15 protein-coding genes and 1 riboswitch are annotated in these 22,568 nt (G+C 48.5%); of the genes, 9 read left to right on the forward strand and 6 right to left on the reverse strand.

Translation table 11 applies throughout. From position 1 onward, the window contains the following. Positions 1–24 precede the first annotated feature (24 nt). Entirely contained in the window at positions 25–1,149 is a 1,125-nt protein-coding gene (locus tag ACTHMC_RS26590) for an outer membrane beta-barrel protein (RefSeq protein WP_440417966.1), read from the forward strand. 135 nt (positions 1,150–1,284) lie between these two features. Here the strand turns inward: ACTHMC_RS26590 and ACTHMC_RS26595 are convergent, their stop codons facing one another. Beyond that, positions 1,285–3,864 carry a phosphoenolpyruvate carboxylase gene (locus tag ACTHMC_RS26595; protein WP_440417968.1) on the reverse strand — a complete coding sequence of 860 codons (2,580 nt, stop codon included), beginning with the start codon at positions 3,862–3,864 and terminating at the stop codon, positions 1,285–1,287. 332 nt (positions 3,865–4,196) lie between these two features. Here ACTHMC_RS26595 and thrA point away from each other — a divergent pair, with 332 nt between their 5' ends. The 8 genes from thrA to ACTHMC_RS26635 all read left to right on the forward strand — a co-directional run bounded on the left by thrA (position 4,197) and on the right by ACTHMC_RS26635 (position 17,276). Then, the gene (thrA, locus tag ACTHMC_RS26600; RefSeq protein ID WP_440417970.1) at positions 4,197–6,632 is read left to right on the forward strand and encodes a bifunctional aspartate kinase/homoserine dehydrogenase I; all 2,436 of its coding nucleotides are present in this window, start codon (positions 4,197–4,199) and stop codon (positions 6,630–6,632) included. A gap of 20 nt (positions 6,633–6,652) precedes the next feature. Then, entirely contained in the window at positions 6,653–7,594 is a 942-nt protein-coding gene (locus ACTHMC_RS26605) for a homoserine kinase (RefSeq protein WP_440417971.1), read from the forward strand. A 9-nt stretch (positions 7,595–7,603) separates the two neighbouring features. Beyond that, complete coding sequence (thrC, locus tag ACTHMC_RS26610; RefSeq protein WP_440417973.1) at positions 7,604–8,905, forward strand: threonine synthase; 1,302 nt, start codon at positions 7,604–7,606, stop codon at positions 8,903–8,905. Between the two features lie 110 nt (positions 8,906–9,015). Then, the gene (locus ACTHMC_RS26615; protein WP_440417974.1) at positions 9,016–9,627 is read left to right on the forward strand and encodes an RNA polymerase sigma-70 factor; all 612 of its coding nucleotides are present in this window, start codon (positions 9,016–9,018) and stop codon (positions 9,625–9,627) included. Between the two features lie 79 nt (positions 9,628–9,706). Then, positions 9,707–10,888 (forward strand): FecR family protein, encoded by a 1,182-nt coding sequence (locus ACTHMC_RS26620; protein WP_440417976.1) that lies wholly within the window; start codon positions 9,707–9,709, stop codon positions 10,886–10,888. A gap of 140 nt (positions 10,889–11,028) precedes the next feature. Then, positions 11,029–14,613, forward strand: a complete 3,585-nt coding sequence (locus ACTHMC_RS26625; RefSeq protein ID WP_440417978.1) for a SusC/RagA family TonB-linked outer membrane protein — start codon at positions 11,029–11,031, stop codon at positions 14,611–14,613. 10 nt (positions 14,614–14,623) lie between these two features. After that, positions 14,624–16,147 carry a RagB/SusD family nutrient uptake outer membrane protein gene (locus ACTHMC_RS26630; RefSeq protein ID WP_440417980.1) on the forward strand — a complete coding sequence of 508 codons (1,524 nt, stop codon included), beginning with the start codon at positions 14,624–14,626 and terminating at the stop codon, positions 16,145–16,147. 16 nt (positions 16,148–16,163) lie between these two features. Beyond that, complete coding sequence (locus tag ACTHMC_RS26635) at positions 16,164–17,276, forward strand: TlpA family protein disulfide reductase (protein ID WP_440417981.1); 1,113 nt, start codon at positions 16,164–16,166, stop codon at positions 17,274–17,276. Between the two features lie 92 nt (positions 17,277–17,368). Here the strand turns inward: ACTHMC_RS26635 and ACTHMC_RS26640 are convergent, their stop codons facing one another. The 5 genes from ACTHMC_RS26640 to ACTHMC_RS26660 form a co-directional block, all read right to left on the reverse strand. Further along, on the reverse strand, positions 17,369–18,625 hold the full coding sequence (locus ACTHMC_RS26640; RefSeq protein WP_440417983.1) for a homoserine dehydrogenase: 1,257 nt from the start codon (positions 18,623–18,625) through the stop codon (positions 17,369–17,371). A 37-nt stretch (positions 18,626–18,662) separates the two neighbouring features. Continuing rightward, complete coding sequence (gene queF, locus ACTHMC_RS26645) at positions 18,663–19,103, reverse strand: preQ(1) synthase (protein WP_440417985.1); 441 nt, start codon at positions 19,101–19,103, stop codon at positions 18,663–18,665. Positions 19,104–19,112: 9 nt separating this feature from the next. Next, positions 19,113–20,303 (reverse strand): trans-sulfuration enzyme family protein, encoded by a 1,191-nt coding sequence (locus ACTHMC_RS26650; protein WP_440417986.1) that lies wholly within the window; start codon positions 20,301–20,303, stop codon positions 19,113–19,115. A gap of 244 nt (positions 20,304–20,547) precedes the next feature. Beyond that, a riboswitch (SAM riboswitch) is annotated at positions 20,548–20,664 on the reverse strand. Between the two features lie 103 nt (positions 20,665–20,767). Next, a complete protein-coding gene (locus tag ACTHMC_RS26655; protein WP_440417987.1) occupies positions 20,768–21,415 on the reverse strand; it encodes a porin family protein in 648 nt (215 codons plus the stop codon). A 50-nt stretch (positions 21,416–21,465) separates the two neighbouring features. Beyond that, a complete protein-coding gene (locus ACTHMC_RS26660) occupies positions 21,466–22,143 on the reverse strand; it encodes an OmpA family protein (protein WP_440417989.1) in 678 nt (225 codons plus the stop codon). Between the last annotated feature and the right edge of the window lie 425 nt (positions 22,144–22,568).

A 22,568-nucleotide genomic window follows, 5' to 3' on the forward strand; every position in this document is an offset into this window, starting at 1 on the left:
CTTTAACACTTAAAATCTATTGCAATGTTACAAAAATTTTTTGCAACAGGCCTTGCTATGGCTTGTTTCGTACCGGCAATCGCCCAGGAAGCCTCTGCTCCCGTAACCACTACTGCTGCTCAGACCACATCCGCTCCGGAAGAGCCCAAACCTTCAACTGTGATCTCAGGTTACGCCGATGTTTATTACAGGTATAATTTCGCCAAACCAACAAAGGCTGTGGGTTATAATAACTTTACATCCTTCACCGGTTCTCATAACAGTTTTGCCCTTGGTATGGCCTCACTCAAGCTGGAGCATACACAGGGCAAAGTAGGCATCGTGGCTGACCTGGGCTTCGGTACCCGCGCAGAAGAATTTGCATACAACGATAAAGGCACTTTACTGGCAGCAGTAAAACAACTCTATATCACCTACGCACCTACAGACTGGCTGAAACTCACTGCCGGTACCTGGGGAACGCATGTGGGTTACGAAGTTCTGGACCCCTATCTCAATCGCAACTACAGTATGAGCTATATGTTTACCAACGGTCCGTTCGGTCATACCGGTCTGAAAGCGGAAGTAACCAAAGGTAAACATGGGTTCATGCTGGGTGTGGCCAATCCAACCGACTACCGCATTCCACCGGATGAGCAGATCAATAAGAAATTCATCCTCGCACAGTACAGTCTTGCTGCTACTGACGACGTGAAATTCTTCCTCAACTATGTAGGTGGTAAAGCCCCTGACACAGCCAAAGTGAACCAGGTGGATTTTGTTGCCACTGTGAAGGTGAGCGACAAGTTCAATGTAGGATTCAATGGTACTTACAACAGCACCAAGCTCTGGGATGGCACCAAGAATACCGATGCCAAAAACTGGTGGGGATCTGCCGTGTACCTGAACGTTGATCCCAAGCCCTGGTTCGGCCTTACATTACGTGGTGAGTATTTTGAAGATAAGGACCAGCTGAAAGTATATGCATTCTCTCCTGAAGGCGGCTCCGTGATCGCAACAACGCTCTCTGCCAACTTCAAGGTGGATGGATTCACTTTCATTCCTGAGATCAGGTTCGACAATGCGAACAAGGACCTCTTCTATGATAAGGACCTTGCTCCCACAAAGTCAACCGCCAGTTTCCTGCTGGCCGCTATCTATAAATTCTAAATGAATTAACGCAACAAATAGAAACACAACTACAGCTTATTAACCAAACAACCACTACTTACTGCTTAAATTTCTTGTGTTGTTTTGTTAAGAATGAGGGGTGCCGGGTCTCCGGCGCCTTTCCTTTTTTATGGCTTAAGCCGAATTGCGTCCTGCATTGATGATACCGAAGGCACTTCTGATCACCAGCTTCTCCAGGATCTCACGGTGTTGCGCAGGTGCTAATTCCTCTTCCATCTGCCGGATCCTTGTAAGGGCATACTGCTGAATGGTAGTCAGTGGTAACACAATGCGCTCGCGCATCATGATAGACAGCTGCTCAACCGGATAGTCTGCCATCAGTTCCTTCTTGCCTGTGAGCTGGAAGATATAACGCTGTGTGAGCTCGTACTCGTTGTAGATCTTGTTCCAGATCTCGCCATAACGTTCGTCCTGCGCCAGGTATTCTGTAAGCGGGAAGAAACATTTCTTCATGGCCATCTCACAGTTATCTATAAGCGTTCTGAAGAAAAGTGACTGCTGGTAGAGTTGTCTCAGTTGAGGTGTCTTCCCCTTTTTGTCGAGCACCTGCAAGGCCGCGCCCACGCCGTAGTAACCGGTAACGTTCTGCTTCAGCTGGCTCCAGGCGCCCACGAATGGAATGGCGCGGAGATCTTTCAGGCTGAGCTTTCCGCCGCTGCCGCGCTTGGCAGGACGGCTTCCGATATTGGTTTCGCTGTAGAATTTCAGCGGGCTGATATGACTGAGGTATTGCAGAAAATCTGGGTGGTCTTTCAGTTCCTTGTAGGCATCGAGACTTTCCTGCGCCAGTTCTTTCAGCAGTTCTTCCTCTGCAGCATCCAGCGTCCTTTCCCGGGTAGAGAAGAGATCGTTGCTGATACCTGCATTGAGGAGTTGCTCGATATTGAACTGCGCTGAATCGATGGTGCCGAAATTGGAGCTCACGGTTTGTCCCTGAATAGTGAGCTGGATCTCCTGGTTGGAGATATTCCTGCCCATACTCGCATAGAACTTATGTGTTTTGCCACCACCTCGTGCGGGGGGGCCGCCGCGGCCATCGAAGAACACCACATCTATCTCATATTCTTTTGATAAACGGGTGAGCTCTTCTTTGGCCTTGAAGATACTCCAGTTAGCCATGAGGTAGCCGCCATCCTTGGTGCCATCTGAGAAACCAAGCATGATGGTCTGCCTGCTCTGGCGTTTGGCCAGATGGGCTTTGTACACCGGGTTCTTATATAAGGCCACCATGATCTCTCCTGCTTTCTGAAGATCATCGATGGTTTCAAAAAGCGGAACGATATCGATGCTCAGTTCTTCTTTATCCCATCCACACAAGGTGAAGAGGGCAAATACTTCCAGTACGTTGAGCACGCTGTTGCACTGGCTGATGATATAACGGTTGCAGCCTTCCTGCCCGTTGTACTCCTGGATGGTTTTGACGGCGCAGATAGTATCAAGGGTGTCTTTAACAACACCGTCTTCGTATATATCCGGTGTACTTCGCTTAGTCAACGACGTTAGTGTGTTGATCTTTTCTTCTGTGCTGAGTGATGCATAATTCTCAGGCAGTCCATCACCTTTCTCTGCAATGGCTTCCAGCACAGTGTTGTGTACGGAGCTGTCCTGGCGGATATCCAGCGAAGCGAAGTGCAGGCCGAATACCTGGATCTTATTGATCAGGCTGTCTACCAGGTGCTGGAACAAGCCATTGTGCTGGTAAACCAGGATGTCGCGGATCTTGAAGAGTTCATCCAGCAATCCCTGTTTTGAAATAGCGGTACGCTGACCGGGGATGAAGATATTGTTATAGAGTTCTTTTTCCAGTTCATTGAGGATGGTGTCAACGCCTTTGAAGGTAAGCCTGCGTTTGAGCCTGCGCACATCCAGGTAATAACATTTGATGATGCTGCCGCGAAGGGTGTCTGCCACTTTGAGTGTGGTATCTACTCTTACATTCGGATTTCCATCGCGGTCGCCGCCGGGCCAGAAGCCCATTGTGATCACCGGGTTATGGCTGGGTACTGCTTCAGGGAACTGTTGTTTCATGAAGTTGATGATGCGGCCTGCCGCCTGGTAGAAGATATTCTCCAGGTACCACACAAGGCTGATGGCTTCATCGTATGGAGTGGGTTTCTGCTTTTTGAAGAAAGGCGTTTTACCCAACTGTTGTAAATAAGTATTGATCTGTGCGGCATTGTTTTCCTGCAATGCGCGGGAAAGATCGTTGATGATGCCGAGCACGGTGCCGGGATAGAACTGAGTGGGATGCGCAGTGAGCACCAGGCGGATAGAGAAGTCTTTCAGCTTTTCGATCAGTTGCTGTTGTGCATTCTCCTGTAATACTTCAGACTCCAGGTGTTTGAGGGTACCGATGCCATTCATATCGTTCACATCGCGGAAAGCCGCATCTTCCAGTGCATCGAACAGTACTACCTGCCGTTCTACATATTGAATGAAACGGAAGAGGAGATCAATCTTCTCCTGCTCCTTGGTATAGGATGTATGTTTCTCGAAAAACTCATCGATGATCTGAACGGGGCTTAACTTTCGCTTGAAGCCTTCTTCACAGTTATTGAGTAATAAAGAAAGAAGAATACCTGTTTTTTCGATGCGGTGAAAGGGCAGGGAAGTGAATAAACTGTTGTATAACTGAAACTTAATCCCTACATAGTTCTTGAATTGCTGCAACCCTCTCGACGACTGGTGGTCCATGTTTTAAAGCATTTTGAATTGATGGGTGCTGAAATTACGCCATAAAATTTTATCATCCGGCAACAGAAAATTATTTTTTGAAACTAACGGCTGTTATAGAATACACGTTGTATATTTGACCTATCTAGTAAAATAATAGTGGCAATCAACAAACATATCATCTCTTCTGCCTCCGTAGCTACCACGGCTACGTCCACTATTATTACGATTACAACAACCCGCTAAGGGTTGTATATTTCCATATTACCTTCTGGGCTGTTTAAGCTACAAATCGATACCGAAAAGGTTATTCTTTATTCTCTTATATCAATCATTCATTCAACAATCAATATATGCAGGTCCTGAAATTTGGTGGCAGTTCAGTAGCCAATGCCGTCAACATCAATAAAGTAGTGGCTATTGTGCAGCAGGCACTGGAAAAAGACAGAACCGTGGTGGTAGTATCCGCGCTGGGAGGCGTTACTGACCTGCTTTTGCAGAGCGGGGCCCTGGCTGCCGCAGGCGATGAACAATACAAGAACGTTTTACAGGTAATAGAGCAACGGCATCTCGAAGCCGTGAAAGCCCTGATCCCCGTTTCAAAGCAGAGCAGCGTGCTCAGTTGGGTGAAGCAGCGTTGCAACGAAATTGAAGATGTATGCAATGGCGTGTTCTTACTCGGTGAATTATCCGCACGCACCAAAGACCGGATTGCGGCTTTCGGAGAACTGATGAGCTCACACCTGATCGCTGCGCGCATGAGTGAGCTGGGTGCAGTATGGAAGGATTCGCGCGAGCTGCTGCTTACTGATTCCAACTTCGGAAATGCAGCCGTAGTAAGGGATATCACTGATCATGCCATTCAGCAGTATTTCAACTCAGTGAATGATCAGCTGTTTGTAGTGCCTGGTTTCATCGCTTCCAATGCACAAAGACAAACCTCCACTTTAGGCAGAGGTGGCTCCGATTATACTGCCGCTATTTTTGCCGCTGCATTGGATGCAAAAGTGCTGGAGATCTGGACCGATGTAAGTGGTATGATGACTGCCGATCCGCGCCTGGTTCCGCATGCAAAGGCATTGCCGCATATCTCTTACCAGGAGGCGATGGAGCTTTCACACTTCGGGGCAAAGGTGATCTATCCGCCTACCATTCAGCCTGTAATGAAGAAAGATATCCCTGTGTGGGTAAAGAATACATTCGAGCCGGAAGCATATGGAACTTTGATTGAAAGAGAAGTAAGCCTCAATGGCAATCATATCCGTGGTATTGCCAGCATTAACAAGATCACCCTGCTCAGCCTCGAAGGCGGCGGCATGGTGGGCATCCCCGGTTTTTCAAAGAGATTATTCGAAGCGCTGGCCAGTGAACAGATCAATGTGATCCTTATCACACAAGGATCTTCCGAGCACAGCATCTGTGTAGGCATTGAAGATGCACTGGCAGAAAAAGCCAAGCAGGTGATCGATGAAACCTTCCGGTTTGAGATCCAGTCCGGCAAGGTAGACCCGCTGGTGATAGAGAAAGAACTGGCCGTTGTAGCACTGGTGGGTGATAATATGAAGAGCCACCCGGGCGTGAGCGGCAAAATGTTCGGTGCCATGGGCCGCAACGGCGTGAATGTCCGCGCCATTGCGCAGGGTTCCTCCGAACGTAATATCACTTCGGTAGTGGCCGCCTCCGATGTGCGCAAAGCCATCAACGTACTGCATGAAGAGTTCTTCGAGACCACCTACAAGCAGGTGAACCTCTTTGTGGCAGGAACCGGTAATGTAGGTGGTAAGCTGATTGCACAGTTGCAGCAGCAACAGCAATACCTGATGGATACACTTCGGTTACAGCTAAGGGTTATAGGAATGGCGAACAGCCGGAAAATGGTATTCAAAGAAGAAGGAGTGGACCTGAACAACTGGAAAGAAGTGCTGGAAGCCGGCGAGCCGATGAGCTTACAGGGATTTGTTGACCAGGTGAGACTGCGTAATCTCCGCAACTCCGTGTTTGTGGATGTTACCGCCAATGATGAAGTGGCTAAGGTATACGACCAGCTTTTATCAAAGAGCATCTCTGTAGTTGCCTGCAATAAAGTGGCCTGCTCTTCTGTGTATGCTTATTACCGCAGGCTGAAAGACCTGGCCCGTGAGTTCAATGCCAGCTTCCTCTTTGAAACCAATGTGGGCGCAGGATTACCGGTGATAGGAACACTCAATGACCTGAAGCGTACCGGTGATGTGGTGAACAGGATCGAAGCAGTACTGAGCGGCACCCTCAACTTCGTTTTCAATCATTACAATGGGGAGAAGCCTTTTGCTGAAGTGGTGAAACAGGCGCAGGATGAGGGGTACACCGAACCCGATCCACGTCTCGATCTCAGCGGTACCGATGTGATGCGCAAGATCATGATCCTTGCCCGTGAATCCGGTGAGCAACTGGAAATGGAAGACATCTCCAATAAATCATTCATGCCTGCCAGTTGTATGGAAGGCAGCGTAGCTGATTTCTACAAGGAGATGGCCAACCAGGAAGCTCATTTCAAGAGCCTGTTCCAGGAAGCTGCCAAAGAGGGAAAGAAACTGAAATTCGTGGCCAGCTTTGATAATGGCAAAGCCTCCGTTGGGCTGCAGCATATCGGGCCGGAGCATAACCTTTACCACCTGTACGGAAAAGACAATGTGGTATTGTTCTATACCAACCGCTATCCTGATCAGCCGATGGTGATCAAGGGCGCAGGAGCAGGCGCGGAAGTAACTGCCAGTGGTGTATTTGCAGATATACTTCGCGCAGCCCATTAATCAAATAAAACAAACAACACATGAGTCAGTCAGTTCAGGTGCATGCTCCCGCCACAGTGGCCAATCTCGTTTGCGGATTCGACGTATTGGGAATGGCATTGCATCGCCCCGATGATGTAATGACCCTCTCGCTGAAAGAAGAGCCGGGCATCACTATCGAACATACAGATATTTATCAGCTGCCCACTGAACCGGAAAAGAATGTGGCAGGTGCTGCTTTACTGGCCATGCTGGAAGAACTGGATAACCCTCCGGGCTTTCACCTGGTTACGGATAAACGCATCAAACCCGGTAGTGGACTGGGGTCCAGCGCTGCGAGCTCTGCAGGAGCTGTGGTAGCTGCCAATCATCTGCTGGGCAATCCCTTCTCCAATGAGGACCTGGTGCGCTTTGCCATGAACGGAGAGAAGGTGGCCAGTGGTGTAAAGCACGCAGACAATATCGCGCCCTGCATTTATGGTGGTATCACTTTGATCCGCTCCATTCATCCGCTGGATATTGTACAGCTTTCCGGCCCGCCGCTTTTTGTTACGGTAGTGCATCCGCAGATTGAAGTGCGGACAGCAGATGCCCGGCAGATCCTGCGCAAGGAAGTGCAACTCAAGAGCGCCATCAAGCAATGGGGCAATATAGCCGGATTGGTTGCGGGATTGCTGAAACAGGATTATGCATTGATCGGCCGTTCGCTGGAAGATGTGATCATCGAACCCGTGCGCAGTATCCTCATTCCGGGTTTTGATGATGTAAAATCAAAAAGCCGTGAAGCCGGTGCACTGGGCGGCGGCATATCCGGTTCCGGTCCCAGCATCTTTATGCTCAGCGAAAAAGAGTCCACCGCATACGAAGTGGAGAAACTGATGCAGGATGTATACACTAAGCTGGGCATCGATTTCAGGACATACGTTACAAGTATCAGTTATGAAGGTATGCGCATTTCGCCCGTGCCTTCTCAAACAACTTAAACAACCATCATGCAATATTATAGTCTGAACAGACAATCACCGGCCGTTGGTTTCAAGGAAGCGGCCATCAGCGGACAGGCGCCAGATAAAGGCCTGTATTTTCCTGAACGAATACCCCTGTTCGAAAAATCGTTCATTGAAAATATTGAAGGCCTCCGCAAAGAGGAGATCGCTTACCGGGTGATCAGCCCTTATGTGGGCGATGCTATTCCTGAAGATGATCTCCGCAGGATAGTGAGTGAGACCGTTAATTTTGAAATACCATTGGTACGCATAAACGAAAATATAAGCACCCTGGAGTTATTCCATGGGCCCACGCTGGCTTTCAAGGATGTGGGTGCCAGGTTCATGAGCCGCTGTCTCGGGTATTTCTCCCAAAGTGTCACTGAGAAAGTAGTAGTGCTGGTGGCTACTTCCGGAGATACCGGTGGTGCGGTGGCGCATGGCTTTTATGATGTACCCGGGGTGGAAGTGGTGATCCTGTATCCCTCCGGCAAAGTGAGCTCGGTGCAGGAAAAGCAACTGACCACGCTGGGTAAGAATATCCGGGCGCTGGAGGTGAACGGCAGTTTTGATGATTGCCAGAAACTGGTGAAGCAGGCTTTCGCCGATGCTGATCTTACTCAGCAGCTGTTTCTCACTTCCGCCAATTCCATCAATGTGGCGCGCTGGTTGCCGCAACAATTCTATTACCTGTTTGCCTGGCAGCAGTGGAAAGATAAACAACACCCTCCAGTGATCTGTGTGCCCAGTGGTAATTTCGGGAATATCTGTGCAGGCCTGCTGGCTTACTGTTCCGGAATGCCTGTGCAGCATTTTGTGGCAGCCACCAATGCCAATGCTGTTGTTCCGGAGTTTCTGCAATCAGGGGAGTACAAGCCGAAGCCTGCTGTGGCTACCATTTCCAACGCCATGGATGTGGGGGATCCCAGCAATTTTGTGCGTGTACTGGAATTGTTCAACCAGGAACTGGGCTCACTGAAAAATGTGCTGACCAGTTACAGCGTAACGGATGTGGAAACCAGGAAGGCAATCCGCGAAGTATACAACTCATATGGTTACTTACCCGACCCGCATGGGGCAGTGGGTTATAAAGCATTACAGCAATACCTGCAATCACACCCGGATGAGAAAGGTTTCTTTCTGGAAACGGCCCACCCTGTGAAATTCTATGATGTGGTGGAACCGGTGATCGGCAGCAATATTCCGTTACCGGAATCAGTGCGTTCTATCATGCATCTGCAAAAGGAAAGCGTGTTGATGGAGCCGGAGTATGAGGCGTTGAAGGCGGAATTGCTGACACTCCGCTGATATCCTTTGTTACACATAATGCAGGTATTGTTCATGCCTGCATTATTATTTTTGAAAGGAAAAGCAAACAGGCGGAATAGCAATGCTATTTTATCTGTAGTTTGCAAAACTTGTCTACGAACGTTTCATATAATCCCAGGGAACTGCTGCTACGTATTGCCGATGATGATACGAAAGCATTTACCCTCCTGTTTGATCAGTACTGGCTGCAGGTATTCGCCCATGTCCGCACTTATATCAAAGATGCCGCTCAGGCCGAAGATATCACGCAGGATATCTTCTTCAGTATCTGGCTCAACCGGTCTAAACTGGCCATTGTGGCCGATTTTGAGCCCTGGCTTCATGTTGTTACACGTAACAGGACCATCTCCGGATTGCGTAAACTGCTCCGGGAACCTGACAATGAATTTAATAGCTTCCTTCCTGAAATTGCAGCCCTGCCCGGCGATTCCCCCGTCATGCAACTCGATTACAAGCAGTCCCGTGAACTGCTTCAGCAAGCCATCGACCAACTGCCTCCCAGGCGGCGCCAGGTATTCAGGATGAGCAGGCAGGAAGGCCTCTCTCACCAGGAAATTGCCGATCAATTGCAGATCTCCAAAGCCACGGTGAATGAACATATCAGTGAAGCCCTCAGCTTCCTTAAATCAAAAATGGCCGGCTATCCGGGCCTTTTCAATGCCTTGCTTCTCCTGTCAGCTTGCTGGCTGGGAAGAAAATAGAAAAATATTTTTCGTTCCACCCCTTATCCTTCCTTTTTCATGCGTCCATTAAACAGCGCGAAGCGCTACCGATGTAAATATGGGTCCACAAGACTTTAGAAAAATGATTGCCGCCTGGCTGGATGGCTCTCTCGATCAGGAGGGCAGGAAGCTGCTTTCCAAACTGCTGATGCAGTCTGAATTCCAGGAGGAACTGGATAAGATAATGCAGGAGCAACAGCTGAAGGGGTATGCGATGCAGGAGGGTTTTGAAGATGCTTACCAGCGGATGCGCTCAACACTGCAAACCCGCGTGGGCAATAGGACTTCATATTTCAGAAGATACTGGTGGAGCGCTGCAGCAGCCCTGGTGTTGCTGATTGCCGGCACCTGGTATTTCGCCGGTGAAACAAAAAAGGAAGGGACTGCTCATGCTGAACAGTCAACAATAGCAGTTATCCAGCCCGGACAGGAGGGAGCTACACTCACCCTGGCCGATGGAACGAAAGTGCTGCTGGATACCCTGGGCAATGGCATATTTGCCAATCAGAACGGCGCAGCATTGTACCTGCAGAACGGACAGCTTGAATATAAAAATACCGGTGAAGAAAATGAAAAGGAAACATTCAATACGCTGGCAACACCCAAAGGCAGACAGTTCAGGATCATGCTCCCGGATGGCACTGTGGCCTGGCTGAACGCGGCCAGTTCTATCAGGTACCCTACTAGGTTCGCGAAAAATATCCGTAGGGTGGATATTACAGGAGAAGTGTATTTCGAAGCTGCGCCTGCAACAGAACAGGGCAGGAGAGTTCCTTTTTTAGTGAATGCTGATAACAGGTTTGAAGTGGAAGTGCTGGGCACTCACTTCAATGTGAATGCGTATGAAGATGAACCTTTGCTGAACACTACCTTGCTTGAAGGGAAAGTGGCTGTAACAGGCACACGCACCAAACAGAAAGTATTGCTGGAGCCCGGGCAGCAGGCTTCCCTCCAAAAGAAGCCAGCCGCAAAAGAACTCAGCGTAAGAAAAGCAGCCACTGGAAAAGTGATGGCCTGGAAGAATGGTGTGTTTGATTTTGAAGATGCCAGGCTGGATGAAGTGATGCGTCAGTTGAAAAGATGGTACGATATAGATGTGAAGTATGAAGCCGGCGTGCCCGATATTGAATTTGTTGGAAAAATGACCAGGGATATACCCTTGAATGGTCTGCTTATAGCATTGGAGAAATCAAATGTGCATTTCCGCCTCGAAGGAAGAACACTTGTGGTAACTCCCTGATACAATATTATACTTATCCGCCTTTCCTCCTATGTATAATGAAAAGCCGGAATCGATTGGCCTCGGTTCCGGCAACGTTTCAGCTGATCCTAAAAGGTTTCGCAACCACTTTTATTTACAACCAAAACAGTTCACAAGTTATGCAAAAAACTGCTAATGGTTGCCTGTATCTCCGTGCCCTGAACGGATGCAGGCTGCCTGCACAAATCTCTAAAGTGATGAGGCTGCTACCTATTTTCCTGTTCACTGCCCTGGTTTCGGCGCATGCCACCGGCACTGCCCAGTCCGTTACCATCTCCGGCAGGGACATGACCCTGAAACAGGTTTTCTCTGTGATCGAGCAACAAACCGGTTATGTGTTGTTCAGCAATAAAGAGCTGTTGGCCGATGCCGGAAAGGTTTCCCTGTCCATTGCTGATATGCCCCTACAGCAGGCGCTGGGCCTGATCCTGAAAGATCAACGGCTGAATTATATGATCCAGGGAAAAACCATCATTCTTTCGCGCAAAGCATTACCCCCTCCGCAGCCTGAATTACTGATCCTGCAGGTAGCACCGCCCATCACGGGGAAGGTCACTGATATGGATGGTATTCAGATGCCGGGCGTGAATATCCAGATCAAAGGTTCCGGAAAAGGCGTGGTATCCGGTGCCGATGGGAATTTTTCAATAACCGTCAACGAAGGCGATGTACTGCTCTTCTCTTTTGTAGGATATGCGCCGCGCGAGGTAACTGTTACTGCCGCCATGCTCAAAGGCCAAGTGCCACTGACAGTGAAGCTGAGCCCGGCCAACACCAAACTGGATGAAGTGGCGGTGGTGGTGAATACGGGTTATCAGCAGATCTCCCGCGAGAGAATGACCGGGTCTTACTCTTCCGTACAAACCAAAAGACTGGAAGGTAAACTGCAGCCCAGTCTGCTCACTGCACTGGAAGGACAGGCCGCCGGTGTTGCCATCACCAAGGGCGGTAAGGTGGAAGTGCGTGGCAGGTCCACCTTCCTGGGCAATGGAGAACCCCTGGTAGTGGTAGACGGGTTTCCTGTTACGGGTGGACTTGAATCCATCAATATCGATAATATCGAGACCTTCACTGTGCTGAAAGATGCCGTGGCCGCCTCTATTTACGGCGCCCGCTCCTCAAACGGCGTAATAGTGATCACCACTAAATCTGCGAAGAAAGGTAAACTGCAACTAAGCTATAAGGGCAGCACCGGGCTTACAGAACGCCCCCGCCTGTCTTACCTCAATAAGACCAGTGCGGCTGATTACGTGGATGCAGAGATCGCCAATTATAACAGTGATGCGGCCACCGTAAGGGATGACTATAATTACTACACCAGTTACGGCCGTGTAACACAATTGCTGGTAATGCATGAAGATGGGCTGATCACGGATGATGAATTGAATACAGAACTGGATAAACTACGCGGGAACAATACCATGGACCAGCTGGAGCGCCACCTGTTCAGAAACAGGTTCACGCAGCAGCATAATTTATCCATTTCTTCCAGCACCGATAAAAGTGCCACCAATGCTGCCATCCGCTACATCACCAACCAGAATAATATGCAGCATAGCAGCGACAACAGGTTGATACTCGATCTGAAAAACGACTGGAAGCCGCTGAACGGTGTAACGGTAAAGCTTTTCTCCAATATCAATTTCAGCTCCAGTAAGTCACCCATGAACACAGCGGATGATGTAACGGACTTCACCACCTGGAGCATCATGAGGCCTTATTACAACCTTGTTGACCAGTCCGGTAATCCGCAGGACATTCCCGCAGTAAGGCCTGAGATACTGGATCTGTATGCAGATTATGGTAACAGGTATGGCGGTCTCAAGAATATGGGTTTTAATCCTCTGAACGATCAGGCCCTTGAAACTACGAGGAACCAGAACTACCTCACAAGGCTGGGTGCCAGCGTATCCGTGAACATTATTGACGGGCTGAATGCTGAAGTGGGTGGTGTCTGGAGCAGGGGAAGCGGACTGTTGCGAAGCATCCGCGATGTGAACTCATTCTATGTAAGAAGTCAGTACAATGCTTCCTCCTCGAGGGCAACTCCCGGCAAACACTATCTGCCTGATGGAGGCATCATTTATGAAACCCGCAACCAGAGCGAGTCTTACACTTTGAGGGCGCAGGCCAATTATGGAAAGACATTCAATAAACTGCACCGTATTTCGGTTATTGCAGGCGGTGAGATAAACAAAGACGTGCTGGATAATAATATCTCTCCTGCCAGACCGGGTTATAACGATCAGGCAGGATCTGTTCAGCCTTTCAATTATATTGATTATAACAGCTATGCTTATTCGGCCGACTGGCTGTTCGGTGACGACTATGCCACATTGCCTAACGGATCATATCAGTTCCGCGATAACAGGTTCGTGTCTGTATATTCAAATGGTTCCTACGAATATGATAACCGCTTCATCCTGAGTGGCAGCATCCGGATGGACCAGGCCAATACCTTCGGCACCGATCCGCGCTACAGGTACAGGCCTAACTGGTCTGTGGGTGGCACTTACAAACTGGGACAGGAATCATTCTTCCATGTACCCTGGATCGATAAGCTGAACATTCGCGGCTCTTATGGTATCAATGGGAATATCTCACTGACTGAAGGACCTTATCTGCTGGTAGCACCGGGAGCCTATTCCCCGATCTCCGGCGGTATACCCTATACCATATCATCATTGCCCAATAATTCACTCCGCTGGGAGCGCACGCTGATCACTAATGTGGGAACGGATATGAGCTTGTTCGGGAACAGGCTCAACCTTACGCTTGATTTCTACAATAAGCTCAGCAAAGACCTCTTCTCGCCTGACTTCATCGATCCTACCTATGGCAGGTTCTCCGTTACACGGAATGCAGGTGCAGCCAGGAATACAGGTATCGAGCTTTCCCTGGAATCCGATGTGATCAGGAATAAGGATTTCGGCTGGAATGTGTACTTTATTGGAAGCTACAATAAAAGTAAGGTACAGGAGTTCAATTTCGATTATCCCAGTACCGGCTTCCTGACGTATAGTGCTGCCGCTCCCAATGCAATTCTGGGCAACAACGCAGGTGCTGTATTGAAACAAGGCTATCCCCTGGATGCCATCTTTGCTTACCGTTTTGCCGGACTCGATGATACGGGAACGCCACAGTATTATACGGAAGAAAAAGGTAAAGTGTACGGAAATGAAGTAACGGTAAAAGATATGGTGTATGCAGGAACGGCCAGACCGAAATTTGTATTGAGCCTTACCAACAGTTTCACTTACCAGCGCTTTGATGTAAGCTTCATGTTCATCTCCCAGCTCGGGGGAGTGTTCCGCAGGGATGCATTCAACGGTAACAATATCGATCACAAGGATGTTGGCCAGCGCTGGCGCAAACCAGGTGATGAACTGACCACTATCTATCCCAAATTATCTGCATTCAGCTCGGATGCCTGGTATTTCCCTTATTCAGATGTTCTGGTGGAAAAAGCAGACTTCATGAAGCTGAGGGACGTTACGGTGTCTTACAGGCTCGATAATAAGATCTGGGGCAATACAGGTCTCAACAGCGCACGGATCTATTTTCAGGGCCGCAACCTCTGGACGGTGAAAGCCAATAATGTGGGTATCGACCCTGAAGCCATCGAGCAGGGGCTCAATGCCACCGTTGTCAGAAGACTGCCGCTGATGCCTGAATTCTACATCGGATTTTCCGTAAACCTGTAAACTAACTATCATGCTTATTCGAAATATATCTATATTCATTGTCAGCGCCATTATGATCAGTTCCTGTAAGAAGTACCTGGACGTTAAGCCCAAAGGAAAACTGATCCCGGTAACAGTGGCGGATTACGATCATTTGCTCGACAATACCAATCTCATGGAATCCAATTTCCTCGACCAGAACAAAGGCGCCAGCCTGTCCGGGCTGGGAGATAATATCGAGATCACGGAAGGGCAGGCAAAAGTGGGGTATGTACTTGCCAGTCACCCCAACCTGGAACGGTATTATGCACATGTTTACCGTCAGCCGTACAAAGACCCGAACCTCCAGGATTATTTCTGGAGCAATGGTGTGTTAGGTATCTATCCGCAGATATCCTATTTCAACAACGTGATAGAAGGGATCCGTGGCATTGCCGGTAAGGCGGCTGAAGAAGAAGCCATGGGAAGAAGGTCCGTTGCACAGGCGCTGGTGGCAAGGGCCTGGTGTTATTTCAACGCCAATGGCGTATACGGGCCGGTCTACAAACCCGGAACGGCCAATGCCACCAAAACCATTCCTTACGTGGTAAGTCCAGATATCAACGTGCGTATTCCCGATCTCTCCACTTCCGGGGAAGTGGTGAACAGGGTGCTGCATGATCTGTACGCTGCGCTGCCTGATCTGCCTGAAAGATCCACCTGGCCTTCAAGAGCCGGCAAAGCAGCCGGTTATGCCATGCTCGCTTATTGTCATTTGTTCACCCAACGATACGACAGCGTGGAGTATTATTCAGATCTGGCCTGGAATGCAGGAGCAGCAGGCAATCCGGCGAATGTGCTTTACAACTACAACCAGTTCTCCTGGAGCACTGCCAATCCCATTACCAGCCCTATAATATCTGCGCAGGATACCAGGCTGCTCCTGGTAAACAACCGTGAAATGCTGTTCTACCGGGGAACCGATAAAGATGCAGGGATCGCCAGCCAGCTTTCGTATCCTTCCGCAGCTTTGATGGCCTTGTATGATCAGGCGAATGACCTGCGCTGGAAATTTTTCTATATCAATGCGCCCGGATATAAAACAAACCTTGGCGGAGGTTATGATGATGGTACACGAATCAGTAATTACCGCTTCCGGAAAATGAAACTGACAGAAGGATTTTCATGGCCCGAAGTATTGCTCATGCGCGCTGAAGCGTATGCCAGGAATAATAAACTTTCACTGGCCATTGCCGACCTCAATACGCTGCGCAAATTCAGGCTGCTGACCGGAACTCCTGATCTGACTACAGGCACACAGGACCAGGTGATCCAATGGGTGCTGGAAGAAAGAAGAAGAGAACTGCCGGTAGGTGGACTGAAAAGATTCATGGACCTCAAACGTTTCACATTGGATGCAGGAAAGCCCTGGTCCCAATCACAGATCACACATACTGTAGGCGGACAAACCTATACTGGCACCATCGACTCAAGGGATTTTATATTCCCTATTTCAAATGTGGTGCTGAAGTTCAATCCCAACTGGGGGATTTCGTTGGAAAACCGCCCGTTTTAATCATTAATGTACTACTATGAAAAAGTTGATCGTTGCAATAGTGCTGACGGGACTGTTGACTAACCTGGCTGCACAAACGAAAATTGTCATCAAAGGGATCGTAAAAGGTGATACGAAGGGATACAATAAGATCTATTATTTCGGAGACAATGTGAAAGAAGATTCTGTTGTAATGAAGGATGGCGCATTTACCATCAGTATCCCATGGGAGCCTGGTGTTGTGCCTTTCCTGTATTCTGAATATGATTCCAGGACCATGCAGGGGCCACCGGCTTTTCAGCTGGTGCCAGACGGGTCAGGCGTCATTTACCTGAAAGTGGCGGATATCACCAAAGGGATGTTTTCCGGTACTGTCAGCGGGAACAGAACTGCAGTGGCTTTCCATAAATTTGAAACAGGCAACAGGAAACTGAATGAAGAGATCAAAGCAGCGCTCGAAAAACGTTTTCCTCAGTCCGGCAAAAACGACACTAACAGAATAAAAGCGCTTGTGCAGCTGAAGCGGGAGAAAGTGCTTCCTTATGTGACCAGGTTTGTAGAAGCAAATGCCTCCTCCTACATTGGCGCTTATGTGTTGAGCCGTTATCAGAATATGCTCACTACAGCAGATCTCGAAAGGTTATACTACAAGCTCAGTCCTGCTCAACAGGCATCGGTACCGGGTAAGCCGGTGGGTGATCACCTGAATGGACTCAAGCTGGCTGCTATTGGCAACGAGGTAATTGACTTCACTTTACCAACGCCGGAAGGGGACAGTATTTCTTTCAGCAGTCTTAAAGGTAAATACCTGCTGATCGATTTCTGGAGCAGTTGGTGCGGGCCGTGTAAAGCTTCTTTCCCGCACATGAAAGCCGTATACAAAAAATACGGCGGTGAAAAATTTGAGATCCTCGGCATTTCCATCGATGAAGTGAGATCAGCCTGGCTGAAAGAGCTCAATAACCAGCAGCTTCCCTGGCCCCAGGTGCTGGATACGAAGAAGGTGTATATAAGTGGTTTTGGCGTAACTGGTGTTCCTACTGCCTTCCTGGTTGGTCCGGATGGTAAGATCCTTATGAAGGAGATCGGTTTCGATAAGAACGGGAACGGACAGATAGAAAAAAAGCTGAAAGAATTGTTTGAGCAATAGAGATTGAAAGTATTGCTATGAAAACGAAGAGGCTGTATCATTGATTTGATACAGCCTCGCTTTTTTAATTCAATCTTTCAAACACTAAATATTTAAACGATCCCGGCCAGCTCCAGGCTTTTCTTCTTGAGCTTCCTGATCTCCACATCTTCAATAATGGGGTCAGGTGCCAGTACCAGGGATGTATTATTTTCCCTCCACCAGTTATTGCTGCGCAGTTCCTGGAATGCCACTACGCCCACCAGGTATTTGCGGTCGGTTTCAGCATGCCATTCTTCGATCCACTCGAACTTGTCTTTGGGGATGAATTTCCAGTCGTCGAAGCTCACATACACGCGAACATAGAAGTCGTTGGTGAGCTCCTGCGGCGTATGGTGGTAGAGTTTCTTGTATTCGTATTTGTATTGGTAACGGAGCGCTGACAGGTCGCTCAGTACTGCAGATGCAGTAGGGAAGCTGCCTGCGCCTTTTCCGTAGAAGAATTGTTTGTCGGAGAATCCGCTTTCGATCACCACCCCATTGTATTCATTCTTTACAAAGGCCAGGTGGTCGTCGTGTTTGATGAACTGTGGCAATACGAATGCGGCCACTTTACCATTCTGGAGTTTCTGTGCCTGTGCCACCAGTTTGATATCGTAATGTTTCTCGCGGGCAACATTGGCGTCTCCTGCCTGGATGTTCTGGATGCCGTTAAATACGATATTATCGGGATGCTCGATAATGCCATAAGCATGAGTGAGCAGGAAGGCCCATTTGTTGACGGCGTCATAACCTTCCACATCCAGTTTGGGATCGGTTTCGGCAAAGCCGAGTTGTTGTGCCAGGATGAGCGCATCGCGGAAGTTCAGGTTCTCCTCGAACATTTTGGTGAGGATGAAATTGGTGGAACCGTTCACGATGGCTTTGATAGAGTGGAGGAGGTCATTGTCGTAATACTCTTCCAGGTTGCGGATCACGGGGATAGACGCACAGGCGGCGGCTTCGCAGAGGAAGGAGCGGTCTGTTTGTTTCTGCAGTTCCAGCAGTTCGGGCAGGTGCTCAGCAATCATTTTCTTGCTGGCGCTCACCACATCCTTTCCGTTCTTCAGGGCAGTGGAAACAATATTGAATGCATTCTCTGATTCATTGATCACTTCCACGATCACATTGATCTCGGGGTCGTTCAGCAGAACATCTTTATCCGTAGTGAACAGAGAATCTGGTGCGTTGCGTTTCTTTCCGGGGTTCTTGATACAGACTTTCTTTATGCTGGCTTTCAGAGATGGTGTCTGCTGAAGCACTTTATAAAGTCCTTCGCCTACTACACCAAAACCGAATAAGCCGATCGTCAGTTGCTTATGTGCGTCCATCGTTGATGATTATATATTGATAGTTGATTTGATATCGTTACATGGTTACTTCCCATTCGTCTTCAATGAGCTTCCAGTCATTGAAGGACTCATTGCCGCCGCGGATCTTCCAGTCAGAATCGATGGTCAGTTTGGAACTGATGCCACCCCTGGGGTTGCAGATCATTACGAGGCGCATTCGCGTTGGCTCGTAAGCTGCCTGGAGATCATCATAAATGATATTGATCAGCCGCTCATAGGAAGCAACGATATTGCGCAACTGGAAGATGTATTGCTTGAGTGATTTCAGTTCTATCACTTTCTTTCCGGGGTAGAAGGTGAGGTAGATCACGGCAAAGTCCGGTTGCTCTTTAACACCGAGGAATGTGAATTCCGGGATCTTGATCTTTATCTCGTACGCCTGGTCTGTAGGGTTCGGGATACCTTTCAAAATGCTACGGTCTATGTCTTTGTACGTTTTTAAAACTTCTGTGCTCATATACTTGGCTTAACAGGCAATTGTTTGCTTGCCTGTGTTGATTTTTTCCAGTTTGGCTGCGCTTGTATTGAATGCCTGTTCAAGGTCGCTGATCAGGTCCTGTACGTCTTCCAGGCCAAGGCTGAGCCTGATGAGACTGTCTGAAACACCCGCCGCCTGGCGCTTTTCAGCGGGGATGGATTTATGCGTCATGCTGGCGGGGTGGCTCACGAGGCTCTTGATGCCTCCAAGGCTTTCTGCCAGTTTGAAGAGCTGTGTGGAAGTTACCAGTGCAGTGGCTGCATCGATATGATCGGCCTTCAGCGAGAAACTCACGATGCCACCGAATCCTTTGGATTGTTTTTTCGCCACCTCATGGTTGGGGTGGGAAGCCAGTCCGGGATAATATACTTTATCAACGGCAGGATGCTGCTCCAGGAATTTGGCGATGGTGAGTGCGCTCTCACAATGCTGACGGAGGCGCAGGTGCAGCGTTTCGATGCCGCGGATCACCAGCCAGCTGTCGAATGGCCCGAGGATATTACCTGTTGCATTCTGAAAGAATTTGATCCTTGCTCCGAGCTCGGGGTCTTTGGTTACAACGAGGCCTGCAATGAGATCACTGTGGCCGCCGAGATACTTGGTGGCGGAATGCACCACGATGTCTGCTCCGAGGAGCAGGGGCTGCTGCAGGGCAGGAGTGGCGAAGGTATTGTCTACACAGAGCCAACAATTACTGGCCTTTGCGATTTTAGCGATGGCCTGAATGTCTGAGATCTTCAGTGTTGGATTGGTGGGTGTTTCCAGCCAGATCAGTTTGGTATTGGGCGTGATGGCGTTGAATACTTTTTCGGGATCGGTTGTGTCCACAAAATTGATCTTTACGCCAAACTGTGCATACACCTGTGTAAAGAGGCGGTAAGCGCCGCCATAGATATCATCTACCGCCACGATCTCATCGCCTGTTTTAAGGAGTTTGGCAACGGCATCGATGGCTGCGAGGCCTGATGCGAATGCGAGGCCTGTGGAGCCGCCTTCGAGCTGAGCGATGAGAGTTTCCAGTGTGGCGCGCGTGGGATTGCCACTGCGTGCATAATCATAGCCTTTGTTCACACCCGGTGCTTCCTGCACAAAGGTGGAGGTCTGATAGATAGGTACTGATACAGCTCCGGTCAACGGATCAACGGGAATGCTGTGAATGAGTTGTGTTGTCGCTTGCATGATAAACAGTTTTTGTGATGAGTGCTGATGAATGTGTTTTTTTCAGTGCGCACCATCGTTGATGATTGTGATTAAACAGTGTTCTGCGACAGCCATTATCAAGAGTGGAAAACGATCGGGAGAGTTGTTCTGCGCGGCTGCGGAGGCTGGCAAGCTTTCCTGCAGGGGCAAAAAAAAACTCTTCCGATAGTCAGGAAGAGCTTTTCAATATGTTTTGAAGGCGTATTGTTTGAAGCTATTATCTGACTTATCAGTCCGCTGTTAAGCGGTGGTATTGGCACCTTTTCCTCTGTTTTTGTAAACGGAGAATAGGTTGTCAAGGCTTCATCGGGCCATTTCCCTCTGCCTTTCTTGATAAGAGATGTAAAAAGAACTGGTGCAAAGATAATCAGCAATCTGATATAAACAAAAAAACCTGGAAACCGGAGTTTCCAGGCCTATAATAACGGCGGAAAAGAGACCGTTTAGAATCTGTATCCTACAGAAACACCGAAACCGGTATTCTTGGTTTTGCCTTCAGGCTTTTCTCCCTCGAATTTCGGGGCGAGATTGAGCATGCCTAACTGGGCATTGAGTTGAACAGAGAATTTGCTGGCGAACTCGTACCCGAACAGCAGGTTACCACCGGCGTCGATACGTTTCATCGGAACTTTACCTACGTAATCAGCAGCTTTTGCATCGTTCGTGAATTTGATATCGGCTTCGCCGTCATCACCTTTAAACTTGCCTGTTACGCCGATACCTACGTAAGGTCCCACACCCATCAGGAGTTTGCCCTGACCCAGGTCAGCTTTGTAGAGGAAGTTAACAGGAACTTCAATATAGCCGATGTTTGCTTTTACGTCACCGGAACCTTCCAGTTTTGCGCCTTTGGTGCTGAAAAGCACACCTGGCTGAAGGAAGAACTCGTCAGCAAGAGGAATTTCAGCATTCACTCCAACATTGAATCCGGTTTTGAGTTTGTTATTGTATTTATCGCCACTTGCATCTTCACCTGTCAGATTCTGAAAGTTTACACCTGCACGAACACCAAAAGTGGTTTTGTTCTGTGCCTGCGCTGCACCTGCCATCAGAGCTAAGATTGCGCTAAGAGCCAAAAATTTCCTTTTCATTTGCTTGGTTTTTGTTTAAGAATTGGTTTGTTTTTAAGGGTTGTTTATGATTACTGATTTGCTTCTTTCTTAGCCTCATTCTTCATTTTCTCATTGGCTGTGATCAGGAAGTTAACGCGACGGTTCTGTGCGCGGCCTTCGTCTGTATCATTGGTTGCAACCGGAGCTGATTCGCCATAACCTTTTGTAGTTACACGTCCGCTTGCAACACCATTCCTGGTGAGGTAACCAGCTACTGAAGTAGCTCTTCTCTGAGACAGCTGCATATTGTACTCATCGGTACCCCTGCTGTCTGTGTGGCCCTGAACCTCGATATTGGTATCAGGATAATCTTTCAGGATGGCAACCAGCTTTTTCAGACTTGCTTCTGTTGAAGGAGTCAGGTCAGCTTTGTCGTAACCAAACAGTACTGCATTCTTATCTGCAAACTCAACAACGATACCTTCGCCTACACGCTCAACGGTGGCTCCGGGTACTTCGTTCTTGATCTCAGATGCCTGTTTGTCCATTTTTTTTCCGATCACAGTACCAGTAACACCACCCACTGCGGCCCCGATGATGGCGCCCAGTGCCGTATTCCCTGCCGCTTTACCGATCACCGCACCTACTGCGGCGCCGCCGGCCGTTCCGATTACTGCTCCTTTTTGTGTTTTGTTCATGCTGCTGCAGCCTGCTAAAATCACAGATACTGCCATAATTCCTGTCAGGGTGTTTTTAAGTTGTTTCATAAACTTTTTTTTAAATGTAAATCAAGGTAAACTTCCAATGAACTGATTGTTCGCTAATTATTCAGAGCAGGCTAAACGAGGTCACAAAACTCATTAAAATTAGCAATACTACATACAGTAGAATATCCACCTGATCTTGAAAACTCATCCTTGCCTTTTCAATTTTTATACCACAATAGCATTCTGGTACCTATCTCATTGACAATGAGCTTGAAAAAGTAGTTGGAGTTCTACAACTTTTCCGGTCTGCTTTTGTTCTTATCTTTGATGTTTCCCCGGTGTGGACTGCGATTTGTGTAATTCTCTCAATAAAATGCAGCCCGGAAACAAATTTAAACACACCCTCTGCAATTATGGCAAATGGTAAAGTAAACAAGGCAGTGCCAGGTGAAAACGGACAAAATAACGGAACGGCACAGCAGGAA

Origin of the sequence: Pseudobacter sp., assembly GCF_051955275.1 — a bacterium.
Classification (GTDB): Bacteria; Bacteroidota; Bacteroidia; order Chitinophagales; family Chitinophagaceae; genus Pseudobacter.